Origin of the sequence: uncultured Gilvimarinus sp. (assembly GCF_963975215.1) — a bacterium.
In the GTDB taxonomy this organism is placed as follows: domain Bacteria; phylum Pseudomonadota; class Gammaproteobacteria; order Pseudomonadales; family Cellvibrionaceae; genus Gilvimarinus.
On record NZ_CAXBFW010000001.1, the window covers coordinates 206,856 to 220,094 of the forward strand.

Annotated in this window: 10 protein-coding genes; 8 read left to right on the top strand and 2 right to left on the bottom strand. The window is 53.4% G+C overall.

Annotated features, from left to right (window positions below):
* Nucleotides 1–104 precede the first annotated feature (104 nt).
* Nucleotides 105–2,546, bottom strand: coding sequence for a penicillin-binding protein 1A (locus AAC019_RS00815; RefSeq protein WP_339896641.1), 2,442 nt, complete (start codon nt 2,544–2,546; stop codon nt 105–107).
* A 155-nt stretch (nt 2,547–2,701) separates the two neighbouring features.
* Between AAC019_RS00815 and AAC019_RS00820 the strand changes: the two genes are divergently transcribed.
* The 8 genes from AAC019_RS00820 to AAC019_RS00855 all read left to right on the top strand — a co-directional run bounded on the left by AAC019_RS00820 (nt 2,702) and on the right by AAC019_RS00855 (nt 10,883).
* A complete protein-coding gene (locus AAC019_RS00820; protein WP_041524207.1) occupies nt 2,702–3,769 on the top strand; it encodes a pilus assembly protein PilM in 1,068 nt (355 codons plus the stop codon).
* The gene (locus AAC019_RS00825) at nt 3,769–4,350 is read left to right on the top strand and encodes a PilN domain-containing protein (protein WP_339896642.1); all 582 of its coding nucleotides are present in this window, start codon (nt 3,769–3,771) and stop codon (nt 4,348–4,350) included. Before AAC019_RS00820 ends, AAC019_RS00825 begins: the two co-directional genes overlap by 1 nt.
* On the top strand, nt 4,350–4,970 hold the full coding sequence (locus tag AAC019_RS00830) for a type 4a pilus biogenesis protein PilO (RefSeq protein ID WP_339896643.1): 621 nt from the start codon (nt 4,350–4,352) through the stop codon (nt 4,968–4,970). Before AAC019_RS00825 ends, AAC019_RS00830 begins: the two co-directional genes overlap by 1 nt.
* Entirely contained in the window at nt 4,957–5,499 is a 543-nt protein-coding gene (locus AAC019_RS00835) for a pilus assembly protein PilP (RefSeq protein WP_339896644.1), read from the top strand. Before AAC019_RS00830 ends, AAC019_RS00835 begins: the two co-directional genes overlap by 14 nt.
* A 36-nt stretch (nt 5,500–5,535) precedes the next feature.
* Nucleotides 5,536–7,659 (top strand): type IV pilus secretin PilQ family protein, encoded by a 2,124-nt coding sequence (locus AAC019_RS00840; RefSeq protein ID WP_339896645.1) that lies wholly within the window; start codon nt 5,536–5,538, stop codon nt 7,657–7,659.
* 4 nt (nt 7,660–7,663) lie between these two features.
* Entirely contained in the window at nt 7,664–8,170 is a 507-nt protein-coding gene (gene aroK / locus AAC019_RS00845; protein ID WP_339896646.1) for a shikimate kinase AroK, read from the top strand.
* 94 nt (nt 8,171–8,264) lie between these two features.
* Nucleotides 8,265–9,344, top strand: coding sequence for a 3-dehydroquinate synthase (gene aroB, locus AAC019_RS00850; protein ID WP_339896647.1), 1,080 nt, complete (start codon nt 8,265–8,267; stop codon nt 9,342–9,344).
* 18 nt (nt 9,345–9,362) lie between these two features.
* Entirely contained in the window at nt 9,363–10,883 is a 1,521-nt protein-coding gene (locus AAC019_RS00855) for an AAA family ATPase (protein WP_339896648.1), read from the top strand.
* 66 nt (nt 10,884–10,949) lie between these two features.
* On the opposite strand, the gene AAC019_RS00860 is transcribed toward AAC019_RS00855, so the two are convergent.
* Nucleotides 10,950–12,941 (bottom strand): hypothetical protein, encoded by a 1,992-nt coding sequence (locus AAC019_RS00860; protein ID WP_339896649.1) that lies wholly within the window; start codon nt 12,939–12,941, stop codon nt 10,950–10,952.
* Nucleotides 12,942–13,239 lie beyond the last annotated feature (298 nt).

Consider the following 13,239-nt stretch of genomic DNA (forward strand, 5'->3'; position numbering starts at 1 on the left):
AGGTTAATCCCTCTCGCTAAAAAAGCCCGCCAGGATGCTGAGTGGGCTTTTTTTTGTCTGCTGATTAGGGTTTTGCCGCAGCCGGAACTTGCCCGGCTGCGGTGTTAAAACAGCTCCTCAGGGAGAACGTCCGGAGTGCGCTGGTTGCCGTTTCCGGCCTCGTTGCCCTCGGTGAGTTCGGGCACATTGTCCACCCGGAAAATCTCGAAAATTGCGTCCGGGTCTTGTGGTCCGGCGCGTTTGCCCGTTTCGGGATTGATTCTTACGGTGATAATGCCGTCGGGGCGCTGTGCGGGGCGCTCTGGCTTGTCGGCCAGCGCGGCGCGCATATAGTCAATCCAGATAGGCAGAGCTGCCGAGCCGCCGTACTCGCGGTTGCCCAGTGGCGTGTTACTGTCAAAGCCCAGCCAGGTAATGGTGACAATCTCGGGGTTGTAGCCGGCAAACCAGGCATCGCGTGGGCCGTTGGTCGTACCGGTTTTGCCGGCAATATCGCCCCGCTCAAGCACTCGGGCACGCTTGCCGGTACCGCGGGCGATGACATCGCGCAGCATCGAGTCGGCGATAAAGGCGGTTTGGGCATCGAGAATACGTTTTGCCGGTGGCGGAGCGTCGTTAGGCTTTTCGCTGGGTTGTTGCCCCCCCAGCAGTTCTTCCAGGGTGCGTGCCTCGGCGGGTTTGCTGCTGGTTGCTGTAGCGCAATTGCGACAGACGGTGTCAGGGGTGGCATTAAACACGATACGACCGTCCACTGCCTCGATGCGCTTAATCAAATAAGGCTGTACGGCAAAACCGCCATTGGCGAAGGTGGTGTAGCCCCGCGCCAGATCGAGCGGGGTGACATCGTGGCTGCCAAGGGCCAGGGATAAGTCGCGCGGTAAGGCGTCTTTATCGAAGCCAAACCGGGCAAGGCTTTCGTGGGCGGTGTCCATGCCCAGCGCGCGCAGTATACGAATAGACACCAGGTTGCGAGAGCGGTAGAGGGCCGTGCGCATACGCATGGGCCCTAAAAAGCTGCCGCCGTCGTTTTCCGGTCGCCAAGTGCCTTCAAGGCTGGCGTCCTCAATTACGATAGGCGCATCGTTAATAATGGTGGCAGGGGTGTAGCCGTGCTCCAGCGCTGTGGTGTAGATAAAGGGTTTGAAGGCGGAGCCTGGTTGGCGGGTGGCCTGAGTGACACGGTTAAAGTGGCTCTGTTCAAAATCAAACCCGCCCGCCATAGAGATAATGGCGCCATCGGTAGGATCTAGCGATACCAGTGCGGCCTCGGCTGCGGGCAATTGTGCCAGTGCGATCCCCTCTGGTGTGTGGCGCAGGCGAATAACGTCGCCAGGGGTCAGTACGTCGGACGCTTGGGTGGGTTTTTCTCCGCGATAATTCTCGCTTAGGTAGGGGCGGGCATCTGCGATACCTTGATCCCAGCCAAGTTGGGCCTCGCTTGCATCGGGTAACAGCAGTGTGGCGGACTGTTCGTCGGTATGGCTAACCACTGCGGGCGTTAGGCCGCCGTATACGGGAATGTTTTGCAGCGTGTCGAGCCACTGTTCGGCGGGGGCGTCTGCCGCCAGTTGTTGCTCGGGACCGCGGTAACCATGGCGCTGATCGTAGGTAATGAGGCCATTGATAACCGCGCTTTGCGCGACTTCTTGTAAGTGAGCATTTACTGTTGTGTAAACGCTGTAACCATCAGTGTAGGCCGAATTGCCAAAGCGTGTGATGGCATCTTGCCGCGCCATTTCGGCGACGTAAGGGGCGTACAACTCTGGTGTCAGGCCGTGGTACTTTGCCGTCACCTCGGCGGCTGTGGCTGCTTTCCAGGTCGCTTGATCTATATGCCCCAGTTCGAGCATGCGCCCTAAGATCCAGTTGCGGCGGATCAGGGCTCGCTCCGGGTTGGCCAGCGGATTGTAGGCCGAGGGCGCTTTGGGAAGGCCGGCGATCATGGCCCATTGCGGCAGGGTTAATTGGTCGATGTTTTTGCCGTAATAAACATTGGCTGCCGCCTGAATACCGTAAGCGCGGTTACCGAAGTAAATTTTATTGTTGTAAAGTGTGAGAATCTCCTCTTTACTAAGTTCACGTTCTATTTGAAGTGCTAGCAGGATCTCGTTGAATTTACGGGCAAATGTTTGCTGGAGAGTCAGGAAAAAGTTCCGCGCGAGCTGCATGGTAATGGTGCTACCACCGGACTGAATCTGACCTGTTTGCAATAATTGTGATGTGGCTCGCAAAAGTCCTCTGATAGAGACGCCGTTATGATCGTAGAATTGGGCATCCTCTGCTGATAATAACGCTTTGATATACAGCGGGGGTATATCGTCGTAATTAATGGGGGTGCGGCGCTGTTCGCCAAACTCACCAATCAGCCGGTTATCGCTTGAGTAAATCCGCAGCGGAGTCTGCAACTTAACCTGTCGCAGGCTCTGCACATCGGGCAGCTTTGGGTTTAAATAGAGGTAGAGTCCGGCAAAGGTAACGCCGGTTGCACCGCAACCTGCGACGAGTAACCAGAAAAGCAGTGTGATATAAGAATATTTTTTAGGCATTTTTTCTAAGCGAATTAGATAGTTAGCGGTATTAACCGACTGGATGCTGCATTATACGGGGTTTTTGCCTGTTTACATATGTGCGATCTTGTTGCAGGCTTAAGTTAAAGTGCTATAACATAAACGACGTCTAAGTTACGGATATAGATAGAAAAATGGGCATTTTCGGATTCTTAGAAAAAAAGACGAAGCCAGTTGTGGGGTTGGACATAAGCTCGACGTCTATAAAACTCTTAGAGCTGAGCCGTAGTGGCGATCGGTATCGTGTAGAGACCTACGCGGTTCGACCTTTGCCGCCCAATGCGGTCGTTGAGAAAAACATCAACGACGAAGCGGCGGTCGCCGAGGTTATCAAATCGCTGGTGAAGCAATCAAAGACCAAAATCAAGCATGCCGCGGTATCAGTCGCCGGCTCTGCTGTGATTACTAAGGTCATTGAGATGCCGGCCGGATTGTCCGATGACGATCTGGAGAACCGTATCTATATTGAGGCTGACCAGTACATCCCTTTCCCAATTGACGAAGTCTCGATCGATTTTGAGGTTCAGGGCGAATCGCCCAACGACCCGGATCAGGTCGAGGTGTTGCTGGCCGCGTGCCGCACCGAAAATGTCGACTCTCGGGTTTCAACACTGCAATTGGCGGGGTTGGAGGAAGAGGTTGTCGATGTCGAAGCATACGCCATGGAGCGCGCTTTTGAGTTGGTGTTAGAGCAGCTTGAAGATCAGGACAATCAGGTGGTCGCGGTATTGGATATCGGTGCAACCATGACCACGCTAAGTGTACTGGTCGATGGCAAAACCGTGTATACCCGCGAGCAGTTGTTTGGTGGCCGGCAGTTAACAGAAGAAATTCAGCGCCGCTATGGTTTGTCGATGGAAGAGGCCGGGCTTGCGAAAAAGCAGGGCGGCTTACCCGATGACTACCAATCCGAAGTGCTCCAACCCTTTAAAGAATCGGTCGTGCAGCAAGTGACCCGCTCGCTGCAGTTCTTCTTTTCCGCCAGCGAGTATAACGATGTTGATTACATTGTGTTGGCCGGTGGCGTCGCCTCCATGGAGGGGCTGGTTGAGCTTATCGAAGAAAAGCTAGGTACGCAGGCAATGGTGGCCAACCCATTCGCTAGCATGTCGGTGGCGTCGCGGGTTAATGCGGCCGCGCTGGCAAATGATGCACCCTCATTGATGGTGGCAACTGGCTTAGCGATGAGGAGCTTTGACTAATGGCGAATATCAACCTACTTCCCTGGCGTGTAAAAGAGCGGGAGAAGAAAAAGAAAGATTTTATTGCGATCATGTTTGGGGTGGCCGTTGTCACTGTTGTGATTGCCTATTTATGGATCGCCAACGCCAACGGTAAAGTCGATCATCAGCGTCAGCGCAACCAAATGCTGAAAACTGAAATCGCTACACTTGAAAGTAAAGTGTCCGAACTGAACGACTTGCAGCAGCGCCGCCAGGACTTGCTGGCTTTGATGAAGTTGATTCGGGATCTGGAGGGAACCCGCTCGGTCATTGTGCACCACTTTGACGAGCTGGTGCGCGCCTTACCGGATGGCGTTTACCTGACAATGGTGAGCCGCGAAGGTGAGCTGATGAGCATTGAAGGCTTTGCCGAATCGAATAACCGAGTGTCGAGCTTTATGCGCAATTTAGACGCTTCAGAGTGGTACAGCGAGCCTAATCTGGCTTCGGTGGATGCCGCACCACAACAGGGTGGTCAGGCAAATGCGTTTTCGATGACGGTGAAGACGATTGTCTCTAAAGCGCAACAGGCCTTACAAGAACAACAGGAGGAGCAGTAATGTCTCTGCGGGAATCCTTCGAGCAGGCTCGAGACTTTGACTATAGTGACTCCACAAAATTGGGTGTTTGGCCGCTGCCGACAAAAATTTTAGTGTGTGTCTTAATTGTGGCGGCGCTGCTGGCGGCGACCTATTACGTTAAAATTAAAGAAATTGAAAGCACTCTGGTGCGGGTAAAAGCCGAAGAGCAAACGCTGCGCAAAACGTTTGAGACAAAGAGTGCTCAGGCGGCAAACCTGGATGCCTACCGTGCGCAAATGGAAGAAATGCAGCGCTCATTCGAATCCTTGTTGGCTCGCCTGCCCACGGATACGCAAGTGCCCGGCTTACTGGAAGATATCGATGCGCGCAGTGTCGAGAGTGGTTCAAGTATCCAAAGCATTGAGCTGGAGCCTCAGCGTGCGGCAGAGTACTACACCGAGTTGCCTATTAAGATTAACGTCACGGGCAGCTATCACGATTTTGGTAATTTTGTGAGCGGTGTGGCCGGTATGCCTCGTATCGTGACATTGCATAATTTCACCATCGAGAACGCGAAAGAAGGCGGTGACTTAGTGATGCAGATCGATGCAAAAACATACCACTACCAGCCAGAGGGGGAAGCCAATGAACAACAATAAGTTAGTGTTGGCGTCCGTGTTGGCTGCAATGGCCGTGTTGGCCGGTTGTGGTGGCAGCAGTGGTGATTTGCGCGATTTGCGTAACTACATCGAAGAAACCAAGCGCCGTCCGGGCGAGCAAATTGAACCGCTGCCGGTGTTTCGGCCATTGCCACCTTTTAGTTATGCCGCTATGACGTTGCGCAGCCCCTTTGAAAAGCCGGTGGAAGAGCTGGCGCGGGTTAAGGGTGGTAAGTCAGTAAAGCCTGATCTTACCCGGGCAAAAGAGTATTTAGAGAGTTTTAATATTGCCAATATGACAATGGTTGGCTCCGTGTCAAAAGATGGCTCTCTGTGGGCACTGATAGATACCGGCCCGGGTGCTCAGCGCAGCGTTGAGCCGGTAACGGTGGGTAACTATATGGGGCGCAATCACGGCAAAATTATTTCGGCGACTCCCAATCAGCTCGAGCTGATGGAAATTGTCTCTGACGGTGACGACGGCTGGGTTGAGCGTCCACGTATTATTAAATTAGAAGAAAAGGAATAGGCGGTCATGCGTGCTTTGTTCTTAATGGGGTTAAAAATGAGAAAAACAGTCGCGTTACTTTCGGTCTGTCTGTTGTCACCGTTCGCAGGGGCGGCGGCGTTAGATGATATCCGGTTTGCGGAGCTGCCTAATCAGCGTTTTGAGGTGCGTTTGAGTTTTGATGAGGCGCCGCCAGAACCACAAGGCTACACGATAGAGTCTCCTGCTCGAATCGTGTTGGATTTCCCGGAGGTCGAGAGTGAGCTTAAAGAGCGACGCTACCCGCTGGCCTTTGATAACGGTAAGAGCGCGCTGGTGCTCACCTCGGGTGGTCGTACCCGCCTGATTCTGAACCTTGAAAATTTGACCAACTACAGCTCGCGCATCGATGGCAATGCCTACGTGATTGAGGTGGGTGGTACTGGCGAGCGGCAAGTAGCTGCGAGCAAGCCGGCGAGCGTATCGGCTCCTGTAACAGGTAGTGATGATCGCTCTCGTTCAAAGGCTACGCGTGCGGTGAGCGGCATTGACTTTCGCCGCGGCGATGCCGGTGAAGGGCGTATTATCGTAGATTTGTCTACCGATCGTATCAGTGCCGATATGCGTGATACCGCTGACGGTTTGCGAGTAACTTTTGCCAATACGGCATTGCCCAGTGAGTTGCGCCGGCGCCTGGATGTGCTGGATTTTGCGACCCCGGTAGCGACGATTGCGGCTAATAACGACAACGGCGATGTGGTGCTGGACGTATCCGCGAATGGCGATTACGACTACCTGGCTTACCAAACTGATAATCGTTATGTGATTAGCGTTAAGCCTTTGACGCCCGCTGAGAAAGCCGAGCAAGAACGTTTATTTGAATATACCGGTTCACGCTTGTCCTTTAACTTTCAGGACATCGAAGTGCGTGCGGTGCTGCAGATTATTGCCGACTTTACCGACTTGAATCTCGTGGCCTCTGACACGGTGCAGGGCCGCATAACTTTGCGCTTGGATAATGTCCCGTGGGATCAGGCGCTGGACATGGTCCTGAAAACCAAGGGGCTAGATAAGCGTCAGGTGGGCAATGTATTAATGGTGGCTCCTGCCGCCGAGATTGCTGAGCGTGAGCGACAAGAGCTTTCGACCAAGCGTCAGCTGGAGGAGCTTGCACCTCTGCGTACTGAATATATTCGGGTGCGCTACGCCAGTGCGAAAGAAATCTTTGAGCTGTTTAAAGGTGGCAGTGGTAGTGGTGATAGCGACGATGGCACTGCCAGTCGATCCACTGGCAGCGTACTGTCAGGCCGAGGGCAGGCCGTGGTTGATGAGCGCACTAACTCCATTATTGTGACGGATACGGCCGAGCGCATTGATGCCTTTAAGCGTCTGGTTGAAGAGATCGATATCCCTATCCGTCAGGTAATGATTGAAGCGCGCCTGGTAATTGCCAATAAAGACTTTCGCGAAGAGCTGGGTGTTCGCTGGGGCGGGGTCGGTGCCAGCCTGAACTCTGACTCTTTATTCGAAGTGGGTGGCTCTACTAGTGGTCTGGATTCGGATCCGGGAACGCCTGCCGACTTTATTTACGGTGGCGGCTCGATGGATCTTAATGAAAATATGATGGTGGACATGGGGGTTGCCAACCCTGTGGGCAGCATCGCATTTGGTCTGTTGACGGATAATGCTTACTTAGACCTTGAGTTGTCGGCGCTGGAGTACAACGGCTACGCAGAGATTGTCTCTCAACCGAAGGTGATTACCGGCGATAAGCAGCGCGCTAAAATCTCGACCGGTAGCGAAATTCCGTATCAGGAGGCATCGGCTAGTGGTGCGACATCAGCCTCGTTTAAAGAGGTGGTGCTGGAGCTGGACGTAACGCCGCAAATTACCCCAGACAACAACATTATTATGGAGTTGGCGATTAAGAAAGATTTACTGGCGGAGTTTAATACTGAATTTGGTGTTCCGATTATTGATATTACCCGCCTCAACACTAAGGTGCTGGTGTCCGATGGTCAGACGATTGTGCTGGGTGGCATCTTTGAGATGCAGCAGCTCAATGGTGTCGACAAGGTGCCGTTCTTAGGTGATATTCCGTACCTTGGCCGATTGTTCCGCCGCGACGTGAAAAACTCAGAGAAGAGTGAGTTGTTGATCTTTATCACGCCGCGCATTATGGCCGAGAGTTTAACCGAATAAGACTATGCTAGATCGGCACGTATTTCTTGTCGGCCCCATGGGGGTCGGCAAGTCAACCATCGGTAGAGTTCTTGCCTCCGAATTAAATGTCCCCTTCTATGATACGGATCGTGTGATTGAAAGTCGCACCGGTGCCGATATCCCGTGGATTTTTGATATGGAAGGGGAGGAGGGCTTTCGGGTTCGCGAGACCGGCGTTTTGCAGGATTTAGTTGCTGAGCCGCCCTGCGTTATCGCGACTGGGGGCGGCATTGTAACCAAGCCTGAGAACTGTGAGCTGATGTCGCAGGGGTTGGTGTGCTACTTGACGGCCTCTGTGGATCAGCTGGTAGAGCGCACATCCCGCGACAAAAAGCGACCTTTACTGCAAGTTGATAACCCGCGTGAAAAAATTATCGAAATTCTTGCTGCCCGCGACGAGCTGTATCGCGGTGTGGCTGATGTCTGTCTCAATACCGACAGATTCTCTCCCAAAGCCGCCGTCGCCGAAATTCTCGAACAACTTCCTTAAGGGCGCCTCCGTGGCGCCTGCCTGCGATTGTAGCTGATGTGCTAAAGTACAGCCATTACGATCGTGTATCCATTGAGCATCAAAGACATTAACTATGAAGACCTTAACAGTTGACTTGGGGGAGCGCAGCTACCCTATTTTTATTGGCGCTGAGCTTATGGGCCGGGCGGCGCTGTTGGGCCAATACATTGCCGGCAAGCAGGTATGTATTGTAACCAACGATACCGTAGCAAAGCTCTATCTTGTTGAGCTAGAGCAAGCCTTGAGCAACAGCGCCGAGGTTCACTCGGTTGTGCTGCCCGACGGCGAGCAGCATAAAAATCTGGAGACGTTGAACCTTATATTTGACGGGCTTTTGCAGCAGCGTTTTAATCGCACGGTTACTTTAATCGCCCTGGGTGGAGGTGTTATCGGCGATATGACAGGTTTTGCTGCGGCCTGCTATCAGCGCGGAGTCAATTTTATTCAGGTGCCAACGACATTGCTGTCTATGGTGGACTCTTCGGTGGGTGGCAAAACCGGCGTAAACCACCCGCTGGGCAAAAATATGATAGGGGCTTTTTATCAGCCTCAGGCCGTGGTCGCTGATGTGGCGGTACTGAAAACGTTGCCGCCCAGAGAGCTGGCCGCCGGTGTCGCGGAGGTTATTAAATACGGCCTTATCTGTGACTATGAGTTTTTTGAGTGGCTTGAGGCTAATATTGACCGCGTGATAGCGGGCGATCCAGATGCTCTGTCATTTTGTATTGAACGCTCTTGCCTAAACAAGGCAAAGGTTGTGGCGCAGGATGAGCGTGAAGGTGGTATTCGGGCCATATTAAATCTGGGACACACCTTTGGCCATGCCATTGAGACAGCGCAAGGCTACGGAGCCTGGCTGCATGGCGAGGCCGTTGGCGCGGGTATGGTCATGGCTCTGGATTTGTCGCGTCGAATGGGTTTGATTAACGAGGCTGACTTGACCCGGGCGGTGACTCTTATCCAGCGTGCCAACCTTCCGGTGGTAGCGCCAGCGGATATGACTGAAGCACAGTTTGTTGAGCTAATGTCGGTCGACAAAAAAGTTCAGGATGGGCGGCTTAGGCTGGTGTTGCTCCGCAAGCTGGGTGAGGCGTTTGTTACCTCCGACATCGACCGGAGCTTTTTGAGCCAAACTATTAGTGCCTGCCGTTAGGCAAGCGGGAGAGATTGCATGGTGCCGGATTACTGCGCGCGGCTAGGGTTAGATAGCGATCCGTTTACTAATGATACTTTTTATGTCACACCCGATTTAGAGTTGTTGGCTGATCAAATCACCCACGCCAGTCAGTTTAGTGCCGGCTTTGTGGTGGTTTGCGGTGAAAGTGGCCTGGGCAAAACAGCTTTTGCTAAGTTCTTTTACCGTCAGTTAATGGCTATTCAAGAGAGTGTGTTGCTGGATGTTGCTGTGGCAAGCTCTTCGCAGGCGCTTCTTTTGCAGCTGGCTGATTTTCTTGCTTTGCCCGTTTCAGATAGCTCAAGTATGGGCGAGATACTCGCCCAGTTGCGCACGACCACAAACAGTGGTGGTGAGGCGCTGGGTGTAACGGTGGTGCTGGATAATGCGCACTTGCTCGCCGATGACACATTGGCCGCCCTTGTAAGCTTGCTGCAAGTGCCCGCGGGCCACAGCCGCCCCTTTAGCTTTATACTTTTTTCCGAGTTAGAGCTGGCCGCTCGCCTCGATCAGTTTGAGATGCCTGATGTCGCGGTGCAAGATCTTGTCTTTCCTCCGATGAATGCTTCCGATGCGACGGCTATGCTTAACTATCGGGTAGAGCTCGCAGGCTTTTTGGGCGAGCCGATATTTGCGCTTCGTCGGGTGGAGTCGTTAATGGGCGACACCGGTGGGCGTTTAGATGAGTTGCTAGAGCTGGCCCGCCTGGAGCTGCAAAACCATTCCTCTGAGGCCTCTATTGATGATCCCGTACAGGGTGGGGCTAAAAGCGGTGGTATACCGGTTGTCCATATTGCGGCGGTTGCTGGCTTGCTGGCTGCTCTGGGGCTCGTTTACTTGTATCAAGGGGGCGATGTACCCGAGCCGCCAGAGCAGGGCGTGGTGAAGCGCTTGCCTGCGCCGGAGCCAGCTCCCAAGCCGGAGCGGCGGGTACTTTCGTCGAAAGAGCCGGAAGTTAATGCCCCCCTGACACATGAAGCTGTTAAACCGGTAATGCCTCCGGAGCAAGAGGCCGCTCAGGCGGCGGGCGCTACCCAAAATAAGGCGGCAGCAGATCAAGCGGAGCCTGTTGTCGAAACCCAAAAGCCTTCTGGGGCGGCCGAACCTAAGGCTGAAGTTGCTGATGACCGGGTTGATCCCGCCTCTTCTGTGGCTTCGGGCGACACAACTAACCCAGAGCCGGTTGAGCCGGAGGCCGCTAAAACACCGGCCGTCAGCTGGCAAAATGATGAGGCTGAGATTTTATCTTGGTCCGAGTCGGATTACTCACTACAAGTGTTAGGAGTGTCGAGCCGCGACGCCGCTATGAGCTATGTAAAAAAGCAGAGCAACGCTGATTCGCTGCGGGTGATGGAGACAAAACGTTCTCAGAGGCCTTGGTATATTGTGTTGGCGGGGCGTTACAGTTCAGCGGCACAGGCTAAACAAGCGGTATCAGGTTTGCCGGCAAGTCAGATAAAGGCGGGGCCTTGGCCTCGGCGTGTGGGAACGCTGCAGGAAGAGATTAGCAAGCAGTAATCTTTTGGAGTATAAAAAAGGCGGCAAAGAAAGTTTCTTTGCCGCCTTTTTTATTGCAGTTGTAACTTAATTTGATGAGTAAGAAATTACGTTAACGTGCCCGACTGAGTGAATAATCGACTCTTCGCCATCGGCTGTTGGTACGGTTACTGTAATGTAAGCCGTTCCTTCGGTCGACTGGGATTCGCTGACATTAACTGTCAATATAACGATTGTGCCCTCAGGGTTTCCGGCTAACTCACCTTCAGGAGAGACGCTAGCCTCAATACCTTCGCCAGTCGTTTCGGCGGCAATTTCCGTACCTTTAGGTAGGCCGTTGCCATTGACGTCGGCAACCATCATCGGGATCCGCATACTACCGCCAGGTTGCAAGCGAAACTGTTCCGAAGCGGCTGGTTGTCCAGGTAGACGGTAGTTGCTGCCTGGCATGAAAAAGAGTTCCTTCTCTTCGGTCGTTATTAGCATAATGTCGTCTCTGACCAGTACGCTGTCACGGCTGCAGTCGCCCGCTGCGGCGTCTTCTTCGCGGCATAAGCTTCCGTTATATATTCCGTCACCTGGAACATACTCGCCGGTGCCGCCGTCATTAATTGATGCAACTTCTTCGTTACTGTCATATTCGCCGTTAAAGTTGCGGTCTATATAGGCTGAGCCTAAATCATCGCAGCCAAATGCTCGAGAAGATGCGCCCGAGATGGGTGATGGTCGTTTGCATTGCGCCATACGTGATGCATTGTTGTCCGAGCTGGCAGTGTAAAATAAGTCGGTACCGAGGTCGTACATGCCGTTATTGTTAATGTCGACGAACGACTCGTTGCCAATGGTCGTGGCAATAATCTTGACGCGGCCGTTACGGCAGTCGCTACCTCGGCCGGCGACGTTCCCGTTGGGGCAGTAAAAGGTTAGGCTTTCTTCGTCCATCTCAACCTGAGTCTCGGAGTACAACTGTGGTTTCTGGCTGCGCCACGTGGCCGTGCAAACTCCAGGGGTGCCAATTTCTTCCTCTCCTTCATCATCAAACACAACCCCGGTTAGGCACGAGGCCGTGATCGAGCCACCATTGGTGGTGAAATACACAGGGGTGCGATTAGGTACTGGGTTGTTAAACGCGTCGGCTAAATTGACGGTAATTTGCGAGAGGACATTGTTCGTGCTCCAGGCAATAGGGTAGAGGTCGCTTGCGGCAATGCTCATGCTGTTTTGGTCGGGTAGGCCGGTAGAAACAATCAACTCGTTAGATTGGCTTGTAACGCCGGTATCGGTAGTGGCTGTTACTCGCACGCTGGTTGGGGTGGTGCCGGACTGGACGGTGGTGCTTACGTAGCCGTCGCTGCCCGATACCGCACTGGCGTTGACCAGTGATAGGCCGCCGGCCGTGGTGTTTAGTGCGAAGCTAACTTCTACGCCTTTAACGGGTGCGCCTGTTGTCCCGCGGATTTGAAAGCGAACTTGAGAGGCTTCAGTGCCTCCGGTGCCTTTTAGGGCGATGTAGTTGGGACTTGCATCGGCAAAATTGATGCTGGTCACCGTGTCAGACTCGATGTTCAGCTCAGTGGTAGCGCTGATAACGCCACCGCCATAGGTGGTGGTGGCTTTGATGCTGTCGCTGCCGATACAGCCATTGGCGGTGTAGCGCACACCCGCCTGACCATTGCTGGTGTCCACCACATTGCCGGCGCTATCGTCATCGCTGGCGCCACCAATAGGTTCTACCAAAGACTCTCCCGACGCAATACAGGGGGAGTTGAATGTCACCTGAGTGCTGTCTGTTATAAGCTCATCGCCTTGCACGACGTTCACCGTTAACGTTGTGCTGCCGCCGGCGGACAGGGCGTTGCCGTTAGTTTCGGTGCCTATTTCTCCAGGGACAAAGTCGGCGCCCGAGCCGTAGCCAATTTGTGCGACGCTGGTTGAGGGGTCCTCACCACCGGGGTCTTGACCATTAATTTGATCCAGAGTAGTGCCATCGCTGCTGCCACCACAGGCCGCAAGGCCGAGGCATAAGGCGATCGCTGAGGTTAACTTTATTGTCGTTGACCCAAGTTGTTGTATCCGCATGTTGAATTCCTGGTTGCCGGCGTTGTAATTGTGTTTGGCCGCTGTTGTGCTTGCTAAACCGCCGCCCGGCGGGGCATCGCACACCCAAGCGTGGGCTGTTAGGGCAAAAATACCCCTAATATTTAGTTGTATCGCCTAAATTAGCGTAAATCGCGAGCAGGATAAAGGGGCCAGCGTATTAAAAAGAGGAATAGTGGCACATTTTCACAAATTTCTTTTGTTTTCAGGCTTTTGTTGGCAGTTTTGCGAGTAAATTCTCGCTTGTGTCTGGCTTCATTTGCGGGCTGTGGTTGCATCT